Annotated in this window: 20 protein-coding genes; 11 read left to right on the top strand and 9 right to left on the bottom strand. The window is 62.9% G+C overall.

Annotated elements, in window-relative coordinates; genetic code table 11:
- Positions 1–88 precede the first annotated feature (88 nt).
- Positions 89–979 (top strand): fatty acid desaturase family protein, encoded by an 891-nt coding sequence (locus ACWGS8_RS25595; protein ID WP_454583518.1) that lies wholly within the window; start codon positions 89–91, stop codon positions 977–979.
- A gap of 9 nt (positions 980–988) precedes the next feature.
- On the opposite strand, the gene ACWGS8_RS25590 is transcribed toward ACWGS8_RS25595, so the two are convergent.
- From ACWGS8_RS25590 to ygfZ, 3 genes are all read right to left on the bottom strand, one after another.
- Positions 989–3130 carry a putative bifunctional diguanylate cyclase/phosphodiesterase gene (locus ACWGS8_RS25590; protein ID WP_454583517.1) on the bottom strand — a complete coding sequence of 714 codons (2142 nt, stop codon included), beginning with the start codon at positions 3128–3130 and terminating at the stop codon, positions 989–991.
- A gap of 65 nt (positions 3131–3195) precedes the next feature.
- Positions 3196–3831, bottom strand: coding sequence for a hydrolase (locus ACWGS8_RS25585; protein ID WP_454583516.1), 636 nt, complete (start codon positions 3829–3831; stop codon positions 3196–3198).
- Entirely contained in the window at positions 3831–4691 is an 861-nt protein-coding gene (gene ygfZ / locus ACWGS8_RS25580; RefSeq protein WP_454583515.1) for a CAF17-like 4Fe-4S cluster assembly/insertion protein YgfZ, read from the bottom strand. The genes ACWGS8_RS25585 and ygfZ overlap by 1 nt, the downstream gene beginning before the upstream one ends.
- Before the next feature lie 73 nt (positions 4692–4764).
- Here ygfZ and ACWGS8_RS25575 point away from each other — a divergent pair, with 73 nt between their 5' ends.
- Positions 4765–6096, top strand: coding sequence for a dihydroorotase (locus tag ACWGS8_RS25575; RefSeq protein ID WP_454583514.1), 1332 nt, complete (start codon positions 4765–4767; stop codon positions 6094–6096).
- 60 nt (positions 6097–6156) lie between these two features.
- On the opposite strand, the gene ACWGS8_RS25570 is transcribed toward ACWGS8_RS25575, so the two are convergent.
- The 4 genes from ACWGS8_RS25570 to ACWGS8_RS25555 all read right to left on the bottom strand — a co-directional run bounded on the left by ACWGS8_RS25570 (position 6157) and on the right by ACWGS8_RS25555 (position 8604).
- Complete coding sequence (locus ACWGS8_RS25570) at positions 6157–6948, bottom strand: hypothetical protein (protein WP_454583513.1); 792 nt, start codon at positions 6946–6948, stop codon at positions 6157–6159.
- A gap of 71 nt (positions 6949–7019) precedes the next feature.
- A complete protein-coding gene (locus ACWGS8_RS25565; protein WP_008874920.1) occupies positions 7020–7277 on the bottom strand; it encodes a hypothetical protein in 258 nt (85 codons plus the stop codon).
- A 453-nt stretch (positions 7278–7730) separates the two neighbouring features.
- A complete protein-coding gene (locus ACWGS8_RS25560; protein ID WP_454583646.1) occupies positions 7731–8108 on the bottom strand; it encodes a TIGR02301 family protein in 378 nt (125 codons plus the stop codon).
- 70 nt (positions 8109–8178) lie between these two features.
- Positions 8179–8604 (bottom strand): NUDIX hydrolase, encoded by a 426-nt coding sequence (locus ACWGS8_RS25555; RefSeq protein WP_454583512.1) that lies wholly within the window; start codon positions 8602–8604, stop codon positions 8179–8181.
- Positions 8605–8731: 127 nt separating this feature from the next.
- Between ACWGS8_RS25555 and ACWGS8_RS25550 the strand changes: the two genes are divergently transcribed.
- A complete protein-coding gene (locus ACWGS8_RS25550) occupies positions 8732–9493 on the top strand; it encodes an SOS response-associated peptidase (RefSeq protein WP_454583511.1) in 762 nt (253 codons plus the stop codon).
- A 71-nt stretch (positions 9494–9564) separates the two neighbouring features.
- Here the strand turns inward: ACWGS8_RS25550 and ACWGS8_RS25545 are convergent, their stop codons facing one another.
- The gene (locus tag ACWGS8_RS25545) at positions 9565–9813 is read right to left on the bottom strand and encodes a hypothetical protein (RefSeq protein WP_454583655.1); all 249 of its coding nucleotides are present in this window, start codon (positions 9811–9813) and stop codon (positions 9565–9567) included.
- A 322-nt stretch (positions 9814–10135) separates the two neighbouring features.
- Here ACWGS8_RS25545 and cysS point away from each other — a divergent pair, with 322 nt between their 5' ends.
- From cysS to rarD, 8 genes are all read left to right on the top strand, one after another.
- Positions 10136–11569: a cysteine--tRNA ligase gene (gene cysS, locus ACWGS8_RS25540; protein ID WP_454583510.1), complete on the top strand. Its 1434-nt coding sequence runs from the start codon at positions 10136–10138 to the stop codon at positions 11567–11569.
- A gap of 178 nt (positions 11570–11747) precedes the next feature.
- Positions 11748–12146 carry an endonuclease domain-containing protein gene (locus ACWGS8_RS25535; RefSeq protein ID WP_454583509.1) on the top strand — a complete coding sequence of 133 codons (399 nt, stop codon included), beginning with the start codon at positions 11748–11750 and terminating at the stop codon, positions 12144–12146.
- Complete coding sequence (locus ACWGS8_RS25530; RefSeq protein ID WP_454583508.1) at positions 12143–12529, top strand: VOC family protein; 387 nt, start codon at positions 12143–12145, stop codon at positions 12527–12529. Before ACWGS8_RS25535 ends, ACWGS8_RS25530 begins: the two co-directional genes overlap by 4 nt.
- A gap of 6 nt (positions 12530–12535) precedes the next feature.
- Positions 12536–13027: a GFA family protein gene (locus ACWGS8_RS25525; protein ID WP_454583507.1), complete on the top strand. Its 492-nt coding sequence runs from the start codon at positions 12536–12538 to the stop codon at positions 13025–13027.
- Positions 13024–13500 carry a GFA family protein gene (locus ACWGS8_RS25520; RefSeq protein WP_454583506.1) on the top strand — a complete coding sequence of 159 codons (477 nt, stop codon included), beginning with the start codon at positions 13024–13026 and terminating at the stop codon, positions 13498–13500. The genes ACWGS8_RS25525 and ACWGS8_RS25520 overlap by 4 nt, the downstream gene beginning before the upstream one ends.
- Entirely contained in the window at positions 13497–14447 is a 951-nt protein-coding gene (pip, locus tag ACWGS8_RS25515) for a prolyl aminopeptidase (RefSeq protein ID WP_454583505.1), read from the top strand. Before ACWGS8_RS25520 ends, pip begins: the two co-directional genes overlap by 4 nt.
- On the top strand, positions 14444–16066 hold the full coding sequence (gene cimA / locus ACWGS8_RS25510) for a citramalate synthase (RefSeq protein ID WP_454583504.1): 1623 nt from the start codon (positions 14444–14446) through the stop codon (positions 16064–16066). Before pip ends, cimA begins: the two co-directional genes overlap by 4 nt.
- Positions 16067–16149: 83 nt before the next feature.
- Positions 16150–17082 (top strand): EamA family transporter RarD, encoded by a 933-nt coding sequence (rarD, locus tag ACWGS8_RS25505; RefSeq protein WP_454583503.1) that lies wholly within the window; start codon positions 16150–16152, stop codon positions 17080–17082.
- On the opposite strand, the gene ACWGS8_RS25500 is transcribed toward rarD, so the two are convergent.
- Positions 17060–18055 (bottom strand): transporter, encoded by a 996-nt coding sequence (locus tag ACWGS8_RS25500; RefSeq protein ID WP_454583502.1) that lies wholly within the window; start codon positions 18053–18055, stop codon positions 17060–17062. The two genes, rarD and ACWGS8_RS25500, sit on opposite strands and share 23 nt — an antisense overlap.
- Between the last annotated feature and the right edge of the window lie 145 nt (positions 18056–18200).

Here is an 18200-nt window from a genome sequence, read left to right as displayed (position 1 = left end):
TTATCCAAATCGCAGAAATCGTCGTTTTTGGAAAGCTTTTTCACCAGCTAGAGTGGGTCTCATCAAATTGCAAGCCTGGATCGAACCGATGGACCATCGCGACATCATCGCGTCACTTACCCCGGAAGAGCGCAGTCGCCTGACCGCCAAGTCCGATGCTGCCGGTCTCGTTCAGCTCGGCGCCCATTGGGGGGCGATTGTGATCATCGGATCGCTGATCGCCGCGAAAGTACCATTCTGGCCGCTGCTGATGCTGCCGCAAGGCATCCTGATCGTCTTCCTGTTCACGCTGCTGCACGAGACGGTTCATCGCACCGCCTTCGACACGCTGTGGTTGAACGAAGTCGTGGCGCGGGTGTGCAGCCTGGCGCTGGCATTGCCGGCCGACTGGTTCCGCTATTTCCATTTCGCCCATCACCGCTTCACGCAGGACCCCGAAAACGATCCGGAGCTCGCCTTTCCCAAGCCGGAAACGCTAAGGCAATATCTCGTGCACGTTTCCGGCATCCCGCTGTGGTGGGGCCATCTCAAGACGCTCTATGCCAATGCGGTTGGCTGCAGCCAGGAAAGCTATGTGCCGCCGAAAGGCCGGCCCAAGGTGCGGGCCGAAGCGCGCGCCATGATTGCCTTCTACGCCGTCGTCTTTCTGTTCGCCGTCTACTTCCGGCTCTCTGTACTTTTCTATATCTGGGTCATTCCCGCACTGCTGGGGCAGCCCTTTCTGCGCCTCTATCTGCTCGCCGAGCACGGCCGCTGTCCGTTCGTGGCCAACATGCTGGAGAATACGAGAACCACACTGACCAACTGGGTTGTGCGCAAGCTGGCCTGGAACATGCCCTTCCATACCGAGCATCATGCCTACCCCGGCGTGCCGTTTCACCAATTGCCGCGGTTTCACACGCTGATCGAGCGGCATCTGAAGGTGGTCGAGTCGGGCTATGTCAGCTTCCACCAGAAATACCTGGAAGCGCTGAACTGACCGATGTCGTCAGCCGGTCTGGCTGTGTAGCGCACGCGCCTTCAACAGACGCTGGATGTCCGCTGCCTTCGACGGCACGCCGATCAGATAGCCTTGCGCCTCTTCACAGCCATTGTCGCGCAGAATGTCGAGTTGTACCTCGGTCTCGACGCCCTCGGCGGTGACGACAATGCCAAGCTCGTTGCCGAGCCCGATGATGGTGCGGACGATCGCCGCCGTGTCGCGATTGCCCATGTCGCGGATGAAGGAGCGGTCGATCTTGATCTTGTCGACCGGGAAACGCCTGAGATAGCCGAGCGAGGAATAGCCGGTGCCGAAATCATCCAGCGCGATGCGGATGCCGAGATCGCGCAATTGTCGTAGCGTCTTCAGCACGGCCTTGCTCTCGTCCATCAGCACGGTTTCGGTGATTTCCAGCTCCAGCCGTCCGGCCGGCACCCCGGAAAAGGCCAGCGCCGAGATGACGCTGCTGGCAAACCCGCCGCTTTTGAGCTGCACAGCCGAGACATTGACCGCGATGCGCAGGCCGGGAGGCCAGCTTGCCGCTGCCGCGCAGGCCTTCCTCAGCGCCCATTCGCCGAGCGGCACGATCAGTCCGGTCTCTTCGGCGACGGGAATGAACGCGTCCGGCGCGACAGTGCCGCGCGCAGGGGAATGCCAGCGCATCAAGGCCTCCGCGCCGATGATCTCGCCGGAGGCGATGTTCATGATGGGCTGGAAATCGAGATCGAACTCCTGGCGCGGCAGTGCCGCGTCGAGGTCGACTTCGAGCGCCCGCCGGGCCTGCACTATGGCGTCCATCGCGGGCTCGAAGAAGCGATAGAGGTTTCTCCCTTCGCTCTTGGCTCGGTAGAGCGCCGTATCGGCGTTTTTCAGCAGCGTGTCGGCGTCCCGGCCATCTTCGGGGAAAACAGCGATGCCCAGGCTGATGCCGATATGCATATCCCGGCTCTTGTCGCGAAACGGTTTTGCGATGGCCTCGACGATGCGCTTCGCCAGTTTTTCAGCATCGGCGATGCCCCTGGAGTTGAACTGCATGACGACGAACTCGTCGCCGCCGAAGCGGGCGACGACGTCTGTCTCATTGCGCAGGCAACGCTGCAGCCTCTCGGCGACGTTTTTCAAGAGCCAGTCGCCGGCGGGATGTCCCCAGGTGTCGTTGATCGCCTTGAAGCGGTCGAGATCGAGCGAGAAGATCGCCAACGGCGGTGCCGCGGCATCCTCCAGTGCCAGGTCGAGCCGTTCGCGAAACATCGAGCGGTTTGGCAGTCCGGTCAGCGTGTCGTGATGCGCAAGATGGATCATGCGCTCTTCGGTGCGTCGACGTTCGGTGACGTCGTCGAAGGTCACCACCCAGCCGCCGCCGCTCATCGGCTGGCGCGTGACCAGAATCGTCCTGCCGTCGATTAGATGGCGATAGGCCTCGTGCATTTTTGCCGCCACCAGGCAGGCCTCGGTCTTGGCGACTTCGCTGTCGACGTCGATCTTCTGGTAGATGCCGAGCTCCAGCAGTTTTTCGAGCGCGTCGCGATGCGTCGTTCCAAGCGGGAAGTTCGCCGCGGTGACGTTGTAGAGCTCCAGAAAACGCCGGTTGCGCACGATCATCCTGCCGTCGGCATCGTACATCAGCAGGCCTTGCGACATGTTGGCGAGTGCCGCGTCGAAACGGCGATGCTGCTCCTTGAGGTCCTGCTCGGCGCGCCGCTGTTCGGTGATGTCCTCGTAGATCGAGACCCAGCCGCCCAGGGCCAGCGGACGGTGCGAGATGTTGATGATGCGACCATCCGACAGCGTCTCTTCGTAGGTCGAAGGTTTCGCCTGGTCGATATAGGGTTTGCGGATGGCGTAGAGCTCGTCGGCGCTTTGCGAGGCGATGCCGATGTCGACGCTGTGGCGCAGGATGTCGATGAAGTGGATGCCCGGTCGCACCAGCCTGGCGTCGAGGCAGAAGATGTTGAGGTAGTTGCCGTTGCAGATGATCATGCGCTCGTCGGCGTCGAACATGCATAGCCCATGCGACATGTTCTCGACGGCAGCTGAAAAGCGTTCGTTCTGTTCGCGCAGCTCGTCTTCCATGCGGCGCGGGCGCTCCACGCCTTCGGCCACCCACTCCGGGGCGATCGAACCATCCTTGACATCCACGACGGGCATGAGGCGCGCCTGCGGTGCGTGATCGAACACCACACTGTTGCCGTTTCCGGTTAATTTAGCGTTCTTTACCCTACCGCCGACGTTGCAACTGGATGCCGCGACTTCTCAAGCGCCGAAAACCGCTTCAGGAAGGCATCCTGCGCCCAGGTCACCGAGCGCGGCGTGAAATCGAAACGCTCGGCGGAGAAACCGCGCGGACGGCCGAAGAATTCGGTCGCCTCGGCGGTCGAGAAGCCGGCAAGCAGCGTTGCCTCGAAATAGGCGGCGATCTGGTCGGCGCGCTTGATGTCCCTGCGCAGCGCCGCGGCCGGTTCGGGCGGCAGCGAAAAGCGCAGATGGATGGCGCGCTGCAGGCGCAATTCGCAGTCCTTGTAGCTGCCGCCCATCACCGACTTGAACGGCGAGATCATGTCGCCGATGACATATTCAGGCGCATCGTGCAGCAGCGCGGCGAGCCGGTCGGTGGCAGAAGCCTGAGGCACCAGATCGTTGAACAGCGCCTCCACCAGCAGTGAATGCTGGGCGACCGAAAACGCATGCTCGCCGCTGGTCTGGCCGTTCCAGCGGGCGACGCGGGCGAGCCCATGGGCAATGTCCGAAATCTCGATGTCGAGCGGCGAGGGGTCGAGCAGGTCGAGCCGGCGGCCGGACAGCATGCGCTGCCAGGCACGCGGCGGCGCACCGGCGCGATCCGCCGCCATCAGGCTTCCTCCGCGCTGACGGTTTCCTGGGGAAAACTGAATTTGGCCCAGGCGGGAATGGCCAGCCTCACCGGAACATCGCCGGCCAGGATCGGCTGGCCGGCGTCGAGTGCCGCCTTGACTCTGTCGATGCGGGCAACGGCAAGCCCGATGTCGCCGGCGCTCGAGCCGAGCGTGCCGACCGGCCGGCCCTCGACGGTGAGTTCGGTGCCGGAGGCGGGCAGGGCAAGCCCAGCCTGCACGATCAGCACACGCCGCCTGGCGGTCCCGCGATGCTGCATGCGCGAGACGACTTCCTGGCCGACATAGCAGCCTTTCCTGAAGCCGACGCCGCCGGTCTCGTCGAGTAGCACGTCATGCGGGAAGGCGTCGCCCAACGCATAATCGGTACCGCTCTCCGCGATGCCGTGGGCGATGCGCAAGGCCTGCCATGCAGCGATGTCGCCGGCGTCCGCAATGCCGGCATAGGTGCGCGTGACGCTTTGCTTGGCAAAGCGCCTGTCGGCAAACGCGGTTGAATCATTTTCTGAGGCGATTGACTCCTTTCCCCACCCAACAGCGACAAGCGACTGTTCCGACTTGGCAATCTCGACCTTGGCGCGAAGCTTGTAGAGCATCAGCCGGCGAATGAAATCATCTGAAATGTCGGCCCGGCATTCTAACCGGAAGGCGTTTTCGCCGGCACGCGAGATCAGGAAGTCGAACAGGATCTTACCTTGCGGCGTCAACAGCGCGCCAGGCTTGGCTTCGCCGGCGCCGAGCGTATCGAGATCGGTGGTCAGGATGTTTTGCAGAAAGTGCTCGGCATCCGGGCCGTAGACGGAGATGAGCGCGCGGTCTTTCAGCAGGGCAAAGGGCATGGGGGATAAAGGCCTGATCTTGCAAAACGGTTGGCCATTACGTAAGCCGCTGACACTCCCCCCGCAAGAGAGCATGGCCATGACCTACGACCTCATCCTGACAGGCGGCACAGTGGTCAACCATGACGGCGAAGGGGCACGTGACGTCGGCGTGAAGAATGGACGCATCGCCGCAATAGGCGATCTCCGCCAGGCCTCGGCCGGCGAGACGATCGACTGCCGCGGCCTGCACATCCTGCCGGGCGCCATCGACAGCCAGGTGCATTTTCGCGAGCCGGGACTGGAGCACAAGGAAGATCTGGAGACCGGTTCGCGGGCGGCGGTGCTGGGCGGCGTCACCGCGGTGTTCGAGATGCCAAACACCAACCCGCTGACCACCAGCGAGGCAACGCTGGCCGACAAGGTGCGGCGCGGCAGCGGGCGCATGCATTGCGACTTCGCGTTCTGGGTCGGCGGTACCCGCGATAACGCCAGCGATGTCGGCGAGCTTGAGCGGCTGCCGGGTGCAGCGGGAATAAAGGTTTTCATGGGATCGTCCACCGGCGACCTGCTGGTCGAGGACGACGAAGGCGTCGCCTCGATTCTGCGCAACACCCGCCGCCGTGCGGCCTTTCATTCGGAGGACGAGTTCCGGCTGCGCGAGCGCCTTGGCGAGCGGATCGAGGGTGATCCGTCGTCGCATCCGGTCTGGCGCGACGAGATCGCCGCCTTGCGTTGTACCGAACGGCTGGTACGCATCGCGCGCGACGTTCGCGCACGCATCCATGTCCTGCACATCTCGACCGCGGAGGAGATCCTGTTCCTCGAACAGCACAAGGACGTCGCGACCTGCGAAGCGACGCCGCACCATCTGACGCTGAGCGCCGACGACTATCCCAGGCTCGGCACGCTGATCCAGATGAACCCGCCGGTGCGCGCCTCCCGCCACCGCGATGGCGTCTGGCACGGCATCGCGCAAGGCATAGTCGACGTGCTCGGCTCCGATCACGCACCGCACACGCTGGCCGAAAAGGCAAAACCTTACCCGGCCTCGCCCTCGGGCATGACCGGCGTGCAGACGCTGGTGCCGATCATGCTCGACCACGTCAACGCCGGCCGGCTGACCTTGCAGCGTTTCGTCGATCTCTCAAGCCACGGGCCGCAGCGTATTTTCGGCATGGCCAGAAAAGGCCGCATCGTAGCCGGCTACGATGCCGACTTCACGGTTGTCGATATGAAGCGGCGCGAGACCATCACCAATGCGCAGGCCGGTTCGAAGGCAGGCTGGACGCCCTATGACGGCAAGGAAGTGACCGGCTGGCCGGTCGGCACCATCGTGCGCGGCCGCCGGGTGATGTGGGAAGGCGAAATCGTCACGCCTGGGCAGGGCAGGGCGGTGGAGTTTTCCGAGGCGTTGCCTGCCTAGAGCCTCAAACTCCCCTTGAGAGGCTGGACCGAAGGTTCGGGTGGGCGCGCCGCCGCCCCCTCAGTCTCCGGCGACGAAGAAGGTCCACTGCCCAGCGGGCGTGATGCCGACGCGATAGAAAATATAAGCGCCGAACTGCTTCATGTCGTCGAAATCGCCGGCTGTGACGATCTTGAACAACTCGACCCGCTGCTTGGCGTCGAGCTTGTCCAGCGGCAGCGCGAAGAAATACGGCCAGACATAGAGTTCCTTGGCTGTTCCGGCGTCGACATGGACATAGCCGGCGCTGAGCACTTCCTCCAGTATGGCCAGGATCTCCTGGCCGTCAGGGTCGCCGGATAGCCCCTTGAGGAAGGCGATGGCGTCACCATCGATGTCGGCCAGCGACAGCTGGGTCATGCTGTCGCCCTTGCCGATCAGGGGCCGGAGCTTTTCGATGTCGCCGCTCCTGCAGGCCTCGATGATCAGATCATGCATGCGCCGCACGGGCTCGGGCAGCTTGCTAAGGTCGTAGGCCACCTCGGGCAATGGCGCCTCGGGATCGACACGCGGCCTGTTGGTGCCGCCATCCGCTGGACTGTCGGGCTCCGCCGCGTCCGGAGCGGCCGGCTGCTGGCCGGTCGAAGGCGGCGTTCCCACCGGGTCGGGCATGGGAATCGAGCCGCCGGGCGACGAGACGTCATCATCCGCTGACGGTGTGACAGGCGAGGGAAGCTCTTCGCGTTGAATCTCGCTCAGCGCATAGGCCGGGCTGCTTGCCAGGCACGTCACAAAGGCAATCGCAGCACAGCAAGCGGCGAGACGGATGTAGAGGACTAGGCCCTGCGGCCCGCCTGACATCGGAAAATTCACTGCCCGTATCTCCTTGGCTCCCGGGCATGATGCCCAAACGGCACTCGATCGTCAAAGAACCGGATGTCGGTTCAGTGCCGCAGCCGCTCGGGTTCGAAGGCGCCAGCAATCACCTTTTCACGCATGCGGTCGAGCAGGGCAAGGGCCGACGTCTCGCCATTGGCGCGCAGCATTTCACCGAATGCGGTCTCGAGCGCCGCTTCGGCAATGATCTCGGGCTCGATGCCGGCGGAAAGGCCCTCGGCCCAGGCTTCGCTGTGGCTTTCCACCGCCGTCAGGCGTTTTTCTTCCCTGACCAGCGCGTCGATGTCGTTGACACCATGTTCCATAAGCGATGTCCACCCTTTCAAGCAGCGATCCATCAGTGCGGATCAGGCTTGATCTGTTCCGTTTACACGCAGCCCTAAGTAAGTATCTGTAAATACGACATTTTTTTGATCGTCTTTTACAGCAGGCGGCTGTGTTTGGCGAAGCTGCGTTTCAACTCGGATCAAACTTAGCCGATTAGGCCGGCCCGCGGGGCGAAAACCTTCAGTTTGAGTTAATTTCACATTCTCGCGGTAACGTTTGATTAACGTTGTTGCAGAAGTGCAACAACAGGATTGCACCAAGACCCAGACCGCTACAAGCCAGATTTGTCTGATATGACCGGCGATCGCCCGGATATCTGTTGATGGATTGCCTGAGGCGCGCCGCATCGACATGGATGCAGGCGACGCGCTTTACGTTTTTGCTCTTATGCATGTTGTGTCGCCAAAACTGGGCTGCTTACGCGACATGCATCAGTTGCCATAGCGCGAGGCAATATCGCGCGACAGCGTCTCGCCTTCCTTCATATAACGGCTGATGGCTTCCGTGGCTGAAGCGGTGCACTGCGTATAGGTGCCGCCGAAGGAACGATAGCCGCGATTGAAGCTGGCGATGAAGCGGGCGCGACGCTCCGGATCCGGATTTTCCGAATCGAGCAGTTTTTCCATTTCGCCACGCCACTGGTCGCCCTTCTCGCCGCACAGATTGCGCAGGAAATGCAGCGACCCCAGCACCTCCGCCAGCCGCATCAGCCCCGGCTCGAACGGCGACTCGGCACTGAACGCCGGCCGCACGGCCACGACCGTACTGGCGGCAAGGCACAAAGCGACAAGAAAAGGAGCGCGGCTCATAAGTCTATGTGGCCAAACAATTTGTCGCCTGCAAGGCGTTTCCGGCGCGGCGGCTGGGAATCCAGCGGCTTTAGGGGGAACCAGACGATCGGCCAAGCAGATCTTCCGCCAGCGCGAACACCGAGCCGACAAGCGGCAGCGCCGTCATCTCGCGGAGCGTGTAGAAGGCAGCTGTCTCGGCATCGTCGCTGGCCACGGCCTCGCCGCCTGCATAGGCGGCGCCGAAGACCGTGAGGCGGTAATCGACCGGGTGGGAATCTTCCGTGCCGTCGATATGGATTTCCCGAAGCGGGCGAAAACCGGTGGCACGCAAACCGGTCTCTTCGTGCAGCTCGCGCTTGGCGGCTTCCTCCAGTGTCTCGCCGGGCTCGACCTTGCCGCCAGGAAAGGCATAGAGACCCTGCGAAGGTTGCCGTGCCCGCTTGACCAAGAGCACGGTGTCGCCACGCACCACGGCTACCGAGACCGCCGGCAGTATCTTTCGTGTATCGCTCATGGCTCCCAATCGTTCGACCGCCACAGCCCGCTGTGGACGGTCAGCGCCGGACAGCTTTAGCGGTTGCAGTGCGGCTGTTCCATCGTCACTTTCTGGCGGGACCATTCGGAGGCAGGAGCAATCGATCATGTGCGGACGTTTTGCCTTGACCACCACACCGGATCAGACCGCCGCCTTTCTCGGCCTGGCCGGGCTGGAGGAGTTCCCGGCACGCTACAACATCGCGCCGACGCAGCCGGTGCTGATGGCGACCGCTGGCGCACCACGCGCGCCGGGCTCCAATTTGCCGGATCGCCAGCCGATGCTGGTGCGCTGGGGTCTCATTCCGGCCTGGGTCAAGGACACCAGGGAGTTTCCGTTGCTGTTCAACGCGCGCTCGGAAGGCGCAATCGAAAAGGCCTCGTTCAAGGCCGCCATGCGCCATCGCCGCGCGCTGGTGCCGGCGTCTGGCTTCTACGAATGGCGGCAGAGCGGTGGCAAGAAGGGGCAACCCTACTGGATCCGGCCCAGGCATGGCGGCCTGGTCGCCTTTGCCGGCCTGATCGAGACCTATGCCGAGCCGGGCGGCTCGGAAATGGACACCGGCGCCATCCTGACGGTCAACGCCAATGCCGACATCGCCCACATCCACGACCGGATGCCGGTGGTGGTCGATCCCCGGGATTTTGCCCGCTGGCTGGATTGCCGCACGTTGGAGCCGCGCGATGTCGCCGACCTGCTGCGGCCGGCGCAACTCGATTTCTTCGAGGCTATCCCTGTCTCGGACCTTGTCAACAAGGTCGTCAACACCGGCCCGGAGATTCAGCTGAGGGGCGAGATCGGGCCGGAGCCCGAGAAGGCCAGGCGCCAGAAGCCTGGCGCGAACGACAGTCAGATGACGTTGTTTTAGAGGATACCGCTATTTCGAGGCGGATGTGAGCGCCTCATGCCCGGCGCCTCTGGCGCCGGCCGCACCCTGTTTCAGGCAGCGCGGGGCGATACGATCTTCGGCGCCGGCTTCTTTTTCTTCGCGGTGTGAAGAAGGGCGGCGACGATCGCGGCCGGGCCGATGGCGCGATAGTGGCTGGCCAGCGCCGGTTGCTTGGCGCGGGTGGCTTCCTGCTTGCTTCGAGGCATGTTCTCTTCCCAGGTAACGTTTTCGTGTTCGCGTTTGACCGTCGAATCCGACCAAATCGTGACGTTTGGTGATCTAGCCGGCGAATGTTTCATGACTGTGCCGACATGTTTAATAAAATGTTTCACTGCCTGATTCCGCGTGATCGAGCGACGCGTTTGCCAATCTTCACGGCGTTTTTCTTGGAAGCAGCGGCTTGACGGCAACACTGACCAAGGCGATAAAGCCGCCCATGAAAACGTCTTTCGCCATTTGTGGCATTTGCATTATTGGCTAGCCTCGCGCTGGCCGGACGTTTTCGCCTCATCTTTCCCCAGAGTGGACAAACGCCCCGGCCAGCAGGCTGGAGTCTGATTTGCGCCTCGGCGCGGGACTGGCTCCATCCAGATAAAAAGTTCTGAACCGGGAAGGCATGGAATGTCCGACGCATCGCAGGGCCTGCGCCTCTACAACACGCTGACGCGCACGAAAGAGAATTTCGTTCCGATCGATGCGCTCAATGTGCGCATGTATGTCTGCGGCCCGACCGTCTACGACTTCGCCCATATCGGCAATGCCAGGCCGGTTATCGTCTTCGACGTCTTGTTTCGCCTGCTGCGCCATCTCTATGGCGAGACGCATGTCACCTATGTGCGCAACATCACCGACGTCGACGACAAGATCAACGCGCGTGCGTTGCGCGATTTCGGTAGCGAGATATCGGCCGGAAAGCTGTCGCTGAACGAAGCGATCCGGCGGGTGACCGAAAAGACCGCCGACCAGTTCCATAGGGATGTCGCCACGCTCGGCTGCCTTGAGCCGACGGTTGAGCCGCGCGCCACCGAATTCGTCGAGCCACGCGCCGACGGCAAGGCAGACATGATCACTTTGATTCAAAGCCTGATCAAACGCGGCCACGCCTATGTCGCGGCAGGCGAAGTTCTGTTCGACACCGCCTCGATGCCGGACTACGGCCAATTGTCGAAGCGCAATCTCGACGAACAGCAGGCCGGCGCCCGCATCGCTGTCGATGCGCACAAGAAGAACCCCGGCGATTTCGTGCTGTGGAAACTGTCATCGCCGGAAGAGCCGGGCTGGCAGAGCCCGTGGGGCAGGGGCCGGCCGGGCTGGCACATCGAATGCTCGGCCATGTCGGCGGCCTATCTCGGCGAGGTGTTCGACATCCATGGCGGCGGCCTCGATCTCATCTTCCCGCATCATGAGAACGAGATCGCCCAGTCGCGCTGCGCCCACGGCACATCAGTCATGGCCAACGTCTGGATGCACAACGGCTTCCTGCAGGTCGAAGGGCAGAAGATGTCGAAGAGCCTCGGCAATTTCTACTCGATCCACGAACTGCTGGAGACCGAGACCTTCGGCGGCCGCAGCTGGCACGGCGAGGTGCTGCGGCTGGCGATGCTGATGACGCACTACCGCGAGCCGATCGACTTCTCCGTGCGCAAGCTGGAGGAGGCGGAGAACACGCTGCGCAAGTGGAAACGCGCGGCGGATCTGGCGCCTGCGGCAGGGCAGTTGCCGGTGGAGGTGATCAATGCCTTGTCGGACGATCTCGCCACCTATGCCGCCTTCCAGGTGCTGACCCAGTTGGCCAGCGAGGCCGCGGAAGGCAACGAAGCCGCCGTCGCGCTGAAGGCGTCACTGCTGTTCCTCGGCTTCGATGTCGCCTCGGCAAAGGTCGACGAAGACAAGGTCGCCAAGGCAATCGCCAATCGTCTCGCTCTTATCGCTGCCAAGAACTGGGCCGAAGCCGACCGTGTCCGCGACGAGCTTTTGGTACAAGGTGTACAGTTGAAGGACGGCAAGGATCCGGCCACCGGCGAACGTGTGACGACGTGGGAGGTCAAGCGGTGAGGGTAGCGCCAAGCACCCCCCTCTGCCCTGCCGGGCATCTCCCCCTCAAGGGGGGAGATTGGACGTCATTTCGGCTTTCGCCAATAGCGGACGTCGATGATTGGGCGCCGTCGGCGAAGCTGCCGATCTCCCCCCTTGAGGGGGAGATGTCCGGCAGGACAGAGGGGGGCGCCTCGCGATGACCCATCATCACGTATCTCCCGTCAATCGCGGCAATGCGCGCAAGGCTATGACCGACGCCGGGCTGAAGCTTTGGAATGAGATACGCGCACACCGACTCATGGGGCTGGCGTTTCGACGTCAAATGCCGATAGGGGGCTACATCGTCGATTTTGCTTGCGCCAACAAGAAGCTGATCGTCGAGCTGGATGGCTCCCAGCACGCTTCTCATGAGATTTCAGCGTCTGACGCCGCGCGAGCAGCCAAGCTTGAGGCTCTGGCCTGGACTATCCTGCGTTTCTGGAACGACGACGTCATTCGCGATATCGACAATGTCTGCCAGCACATCGTGATCGAGGCCGGTTTGGCCGGTGCCGAAGTGCCAGCACGTGAACCAGCAAGGGAGGCATTTCCATGATCGACCATCTCGGCATCGACGTTGCAAATTTCGAGGCTTCGAAAGCTTTCTACGACAAGGCGATGGCGCCGCTTGGTGCTTCCCTGCTCTATATGGTGCCGCTGGAATACACCGGCGGTGAAAAGGTCGGTGGCTACGGTCGCGATCGGCCGGTGTTCTGGCTGCAGGAAGGCAAGGAGGGGCAAAAGGCCCACCAGCACGTCGCCTTCACCGCGCGCAGCCGCGCCGAGGTCGATGCCTTCCATGCCGCTGCCCTTGCCGCCGGCGGCAAGGACAATGGCAGGCCGGGCCTGCGCCCGCATTATCATCCGAACTACTACGGCGCCTTCGTCTTCGATCCCGACGGCAACAATGTCGAAGCCGTCTGCCATGACCCGGAGTGAGACGTGATGAGCCTTGACAACCGGCCGGTCTACACAGGCGGCTGCCAATGCGGCGCGGTGCGCTTCCGTGTCGAAGGCGCGCTTGGCGACGCCTCGATCTGCCACTGCCGGATGTGCCAGAAGGCGAGCGGCAATTTTTACCTGCCGTTGGTCTCGGTGCGCGGCGCCAGGGTTGACTGGACACGCGGCGAGCCCAAGCGTTTCCGTTCCTCCAATGCCGCCTGGCGCGGCTTCTGCGCCGAATGCGGCACGCCGCTGACCTTCGAGGCGCCCGACGGCATGGCGCTGGCGATCGCCGCCTTCGACGATCCGGCCGGTATCGCACCGACCATTCAGTGGGGCACGGAGGCAAAACTGCCTTATGTGGATTCGATCCCGCAACTGCCGGGCGAGGACACGATGGCGGACATGGGCTCGGCTCCCTATCTCGCCGAGCTTGTCTCCTACCAGCATCCCGATCACGACACCGACCAATGGCCGCCGGAGGAAAGACTATGACCGAGACTGTCCGGGCCGGCGGCTGCCAGTGCGGCGCCGTGCGCTTCCGCATCAAGGGGGCGCTCGGGCGGCCGTCCATCTGCCATTGCCGCATGTGCCAGAAGCAGTTCGGCTCGTTCTTCGGCGCGCTGGTGACGGTGCCCAGCGATGGTGTCGAATGGACGCATGAGGAACCGAGCTATTTCCAGTCTTCAGTCGACATCGATCGCGGCTTCTGCGCCCGTTGCGGCACGCCGTTGAGCTACCGCCAGCCCGGCGGACTCGAGATTGCCATCGGCGCCTTCGACGACCGCTTGGATCTGGCGCCACAAATTCAGGTCAATTACGCGTCCCGGCTGCCCTGGGTGGAGAAGATCTTCGCGGCGCCGGTCCATGACGACCCCGACTACTACGCAAGGCAGGAGCAGATCATCTCCTTCCAACATCCCGATCACGAAACGGCCAACTGGCCGCAGCAGGGCCTGAAATTATGAGCTTGCGCACCCTCTACCCGGAGATCGAACCGTTCGACTCAGGCATGCTCGATGTCGGCGACGGCCATCAGGTCTATTGGGAGCGTTCCGGCACCAAGGGCGCCAAGCCGGCCGTGTTCCTGCATGGCGGGCCGGGCGGCACCATCTCGCCCAAACACCGGCGGCTGTTCGATCCAAAATTCTACGACGTCATCCTGTTCGACCAGCGCGGTTGCGGAAAATCGACGCCGAACGCCTCGCTGGAGGCCAACACGACCTGGCATCTCGTCGCCGACATAGAACGGCTGCGCGAGATGGCCGGCTTCGACACATGGCTGGTGTTCGGTGGCTCCTGGGGCTCGACGCTGGCGCTCGCCTATGCCGAGACGCATCCCGATCGCGTCAGCGAACTGGTGGTGCGCGGCATCTACACACTGACCCGCGCCGAGCTCGAATGGTATTATCAGTTCGGCGTCTCCGAGATGTTCCCCGACAAGTGGGAGCGTTTCGTGGCGCCGATTCCCGAGGCCGAGCGCGGCGATATGATGGCGGCCTACCGCACGCGGCTGGTCGGCTCGGACCGCAAGGCGCAGCTGGAAGCGGCGCGCGCCTGGAGCCTGTGGGAAGGCGAAACCATCACGCTGCTGCCGGAACCGGAAACCAGCGGCAAGTTTGGCGAGGACGACTATGCCGTCGCATTCGCCCGCATCGAGAACCATTATTTCGTCCATGCCGGCTGGCTGGAGGAGGGGCAGCTGCTGCGCGATGCCTGGAAGCTCAAGGATATTCCCGGCACCATCGTCCATGGCCGCTACGACATGCCGTGTCCGGCACGTTACGCCTGGGCGCTGCACAAGGCCTGGCCGAAGGCCGATTTCCATCTGATCGAGGGCGCCGGCCATGCCTATTCGGAACCCGGCATCCTCGACCGGCTGATCCGCGCGACGGACAAATTTGCAGGCAAATGACCATGACCCGCGAGCGCCTCTATCTCTTCGACACCACATTGCGCGATGGCCAGCAGACGCCGGGCATCGACTTTTCCGTCGAGGACAAGATCGCGATTGCAAAACTGCTCGACGATTTCGGCATGGACTATGTCGAGGGCGGCTATCCCGGCGCCAATCCGACCGACACGGCCTTCTTCCAGCAGAGGCGCACGGCAAGCGCCAAATTCGTTGCTTTCGGCATGACCAAGCGGGCAGGGGTGTCGGCATCCAACGATCCCGGCCTTGCGGCGCTTGTGCAGTCGAAATCCGACGCCATCTGCTTCGTCGCCAAGAGCTGGGATTATCATGTCCGCGTCGCGCTCGGCTGTACGAACGAGGAAAACCTCGAAGCCATCAAGGCGTCGGTCGAGGCCGCTGTCGTCTCCGGCAAGGAAGCGCTGGTCGACTGCGAGCATTTCTTCGATGGCTTCAAGGCCAATCCGGACTATGCGCTGGCCTGCGCCAGGACGGCATACGACGCCGGCGCGCGCTGGGTGGTGTTGTGCGACACCAATGGCGGCACGCAGCCATCGGAAGTTCGTGCCATCGTCGACAAGGTCATCGACTCGGGCATTTCCGGCGATCATCTGGGTATCCACGCCCACGACGACACGGGCCAGGCGGTTGCCAATTCGCTGGCCGCGGTCGAGGCTGGCGTGCGCCAGATCCAGGGCACGCTGAACGGCATCGGCGAGCGCTGCGGCAATGCCAATCTGATCTCGATCGTGCCGACGCTGGCGCTGAAGCCGGCTTTCGCGGATCGCTTCGAGACCGGCATTTCGGCCGACGCGCTGACCGGTATTTCGCGGCTGTCGCGTGCCTTCGATGAATTGCTGAACCGCGCGCCGGAAGCGCAGGCGCCCTATGTCGGCGCCTCGGCTTTCGCCACCAAGGCCGGCATCCATGCCTCCGCCCTGGCCAAGGAACCGGCGACCTATGAGCATGTGCCGCCCGAATCCGTCGGCAACCGCCGCCGCGTCATGGTCTCCGACCAGGGCGGCAAGGCCAATTTCCTCGCCGAGCTGAAGCGGCGCGGCATCGAGGTGCCCAGGGACGATCACCGGCTCGACGCGCTGATATCAGTCGTCAAGGAGCGCGAGGCCGAGGGCTATGCCTATGAGGGCGCCGACGCATCCTTCGAGCTCCTGGCGCGCAAGATGCTGCACGGCCTGCCGGAGTTCTTCAATGTCACCTCATTCCGCTGCATGGTCGAGCGCCGCTTCGACGCCAACGGCAATCTGAAGACCGTCTCCGAGGCCATCGTGAAGGTCGAAGTCGACGGCGAGGAGAAGATGTCGGTGGCGGAAGGCCATGGTCCGGTCAACGCGCTCGACATCGCGCTGCGCAAGGATCTCGGCAAATATCAGAGCGAGATCGTCGATCTCGAACTCGCCGACTTCAAGGTGCGTATCCTCAATGGCGGCACCGAGGCCATCACCCGCGTCCTGATCGAATCGCATGACGGCACCGGCGCGCGCTGGTGGACGGTCGGGGTTTCCGAAAACATCATCGACGCTTCGTTCCAGGCGCTGATGGATTCGATCATCTACAAGCTGATGAAGAACCGTGAGATGGCCGGGCTGGTGGCCGCCGAATAAGGTTGAACCATCAGCGAAAGTCCATTGATCCATCAGAACTTTGTGATGGTCTTGCCAAGGTTACTGGGCCATAGCGTTGGGCCATGGTCACTGAAGCAATTACCCTGGACGCAGAATCAAAGGCCCGTCGCGGCTTCCTGCTGGCGCTGGGCGCCTATCTCTTGTGGGGGTTGCTGCCTTTCTACATGAAGGCCGTGGCGCATCTGCCGCTTGCCGAGGTGATCGCGCACCGCATCGTCTGGTCGGTGCCGATCGCCGCAGCGGTTCTGGTTTGGGCCGGCCGCACAGCGGACTTCAAGGCGGCAATTCGCTCCCCCCGCACCATCGCCATGGCGGCGCTGACGGCGGCGCTGATCTCGGTCAACTGGGGCATTTACGTCTGGGCTATCGCCGTCGACCGCACTGTCGAGACCGCGCTTGGCTATTACATCAACCCGCTGGTCAGCGTCGTCGTCGGTGCGCTGTTGCTTGGCGAGCGACTCGACCGTCTGCAGATCGCGGCGGTGGTGCTGGCGACGGTCGCCGTCACGGTGCTGACAATCGAGGGCGGCAAGCTGCCCTGGGTGTCGCTGGCGCTGGCGTTTTCCTTCGCCGCCTACGGCTTCTTCCGCAAGACGCTGCCGATCGGCCCGAGCCAGGGCTTTCTGCTCGAAGTGCTTTTGCTGTCCGTGCCGGCTCTCGGCTATATCGTCTACCTGATCGCGACGGGACAGGACCACATCGTATCCAGCACAGGCACCGACACGGCGTTGCTGATCGGCTGCGGCCCGGTCACCTCGGTGCCCCTGCTTTTGTTTGCGTTCGGCGCCAAGCTTTTGCGCCTCTCGACCATCGGCATCATGCAATACATCGCGCCGACCATGGTTTTCCTGATCGCGGTTCTGATCTTCGATGAGCCGTTCGGCACGGCACAAGCCATTGCCTTTGCCCTGATCTGGACGGCGCTGGCGATGTATTCCTGGTCGATGCTGGTCACGGCGCGACGGACCGCGGCTACATCTGCCCGAGCCGCCTGACGAAAAGGTACGTCACGCCGGCGATCAGCAGCGAAATCGCCGTCACCACCCAGAAACCCATCGGCGTGTCGACCAGGGGCAAACCGCCGACATTCATGCCGAACAGGCCTGAGATGATGGTCATCGGCAACAGCACCGCCGTCATGACGGAGAGAATGTAGAGAAGCTGGTTCGACTGCATGGTCAGTTTCGCCATCAGCTCGTCCTGCAACAGCCTTGTGCGTGCCTGCAACTGCTCGCCGTCATTATAGAGGGTGAGTGCCCGGTGCGAGAGTCTGGCCGCCATGTCATTGATCGGGTCAGGCAGCTCGTCGCGATGCGAATGGTCGAGATGCCGGAAAAGATTGGTGAGCGTCGCCATCTGCCGGTGGATCACCACCAGTTGCCGGCGCGCCTCGACCAGCGCCTGGCGTTCATTGTGCCATGCATCGCGCACGACGCGGTCCTCTATGCCGTCGAGCGCATCGCCAAGCTTGCCGAGCTCACCCGACATGCCGTCGAGCGATTGGCCCATGACAGCCTCGATCAGGTCCGACGGCGAGCGGAATTTCCGCGATCCATTCTCCACCGCCTTGCGGATGGCGTCGACCGACTCCAGCGGCTGTTTGCGGGCGCCGATCAATATCGTGTCGTTGAAGGCGAAGCGGAAATGGACGAGCCCGCGCGCCTCCGAGAAATCGTGCTTGAGGTCCGGCAGATCGCCATAGAGCCAGCCATCCTCATAATCGATGTGGCAGCCATGGCTGGGGGCAAGGAATGCGTCGCGCGCCGGGGCCGGCAGAGCCTGCTCGGCGCCGATCTCCTGGCGAGCGTGGAGGTCGGTGATCTGGTAGCTGCGCCAGGTCCAGCGGGCTTGCGCTGGATCCTTGGTGCGCACGCCTTCAGCGGTGAAATGGTAGATGAAGAACAGCCCGTGTTCATCGGGCAAATAGGGCGAAAGGTCGGTGCCTTCGGCGGGGAGGGCGATGTTCACGGTCGCTTCTCCAGATGATCCAAGCAACGGAACGGGCAAGCGGTTCAACTGCAAGGTCTTAGCATGCGAGAAGCCGGTTTCGTGTGACAGTTTCTTGACATCTGCCGATCTTGTTGTGCCGAGCAGGGAGCGCGGTGACGACGCC

The sequence above is a fragment of the Mesorhizobium sp. 43Arga genome (assembly GCF_053714255.1).
The sequence above is the reverse complement of the archived record's forward strand: the minus strand, read 5'-3'. Positions and strand labels throughout refer to the sequence as shown.

Bases quoted from the DNA above. Each gene is read 5' to 3' on its own strand.
- ACWGS8_RS25530 (WP_454583508.1), top strand. From the start codon at position 12,143: ATGATCGACCATCTCGGCATCGACGTTGCAAATTTCGAGGCTTCGAAA.
- ACWGS8_RS25545 (WP_454583655.1), bottom strand. From the start codon at position 9,813: ATGAAACATTCGCCGGCTAGATCACCAAACGTCACGATTTGGTCGGAT.
- ACWGS8_RS25575 (WP_454583514.1), top strand. From the start codon at position 4,765: ATGGCCATGACCTACGACCTCATCCTGACAGGCGGCACAGTGGTCAAC.
- ACWGS8_RS25595 (WP_454583518.1), top strand. From the start codon at position 89: ATGGACCATCGCGACATCATCGCGTCACTTACCCCGGAAGAGCGCAGT.
- ACWGS8_RS25555 (WP_454583512.1), bottom strand. From the start codon at position 8,604: ATGAGCGATACACGAAAGATACTGCCGGCGGTCTCGGTAGCCGTGGTG.
- cimA (WP_454583504.1), top strand. From the start codon at position 14,444: ATGACCATGACCCGCGAGCGCCTCTATCTCTTCGACACCACATTGCGC.
- cysS (WP_454583510.1), top strand. From the start codon at position 10,136: ATGTCCGACGCATCGCAGGGCCTGCGCCTCTACAACACGCTGACGCGC.
- ACWGS8_RS25525 (WP_454583507.1), top strand. From the start codon at position 12,536: ATGAGCCTTGACAACCGGCCGGTCTACACAGGCGGCTGCCAATGCGGC.
- rarD (WP_454583503.1), top strand. From the start codon at position 16,150: ATGGTCACTGAAGCAATTACCCTGGACGCAGAATCAAAGGCCCGTCGC.
- pip (WP_454583505.1), top strand. From the start codon at position 13,497: ATGAGCTTGCGCACCCTCTACCCGGAGATCGAACCGTTCGACTCAGGC.
- ACWGS8_RS25560 (WP_454583646.1), bottom strand. From the start codon at position 8,108: ATGAGCCGCGCTCCTTTTCTTGTCGCTTTGTGCCTTGCCGCCAGTACG.
- ygfZ (WP_454583515.1), bottom strand. From the start codon at position 4,691: ATGCCCTTTGCCCTGCTGAAAGACCGCGCGCTCATCTCCGTCTACGGC.
- ACWGS8_RS25520 (WP_454583506.1), top strand. From the start codon at position 13,024: ATGACCGAGACTGTCCGGGCCGGCGGCTGCCAGTGCGGCGCCGTGCGC.
- ACWGS8_RS25535 (WP_454583509.1), top strand. From the start codon at position 11,748: ATGACCCATCATCACGTATCTCCCGTCAATCGCGGCAATGCGCGCAAG.
- ACWGS8_RS25585 (WP_454583516.1), bottom strand. From the start codon at position 3,831: ATGGCGGCGGATCGCGCCGGTGCGCCGCCGCGTGCCTGGCAGCGCATG.
- ACWGS8_RS25590 (WP_454583517.1), bottom strand. From the start codon at position 3,130: ATGCCCGTCGTGGATGTCAAGGATGGTTCGATCGCCCCGGAGTGGGTG.
- ACWGS8_RS25565 (WP_008874920.1), bottom strand. From the start codon at position 7,277: ATGGAACATGGTGTCAACGACATCGACGCGCTGGTCAGGGAAGAAAAA.
- ACWGS8_RS25550 (WP_454583511.1), top strand. From the start codon at position 8,732: ATGTGCGGACGTTTTGCCTTGACCACCACACCGGATCAGACCGCCGCC.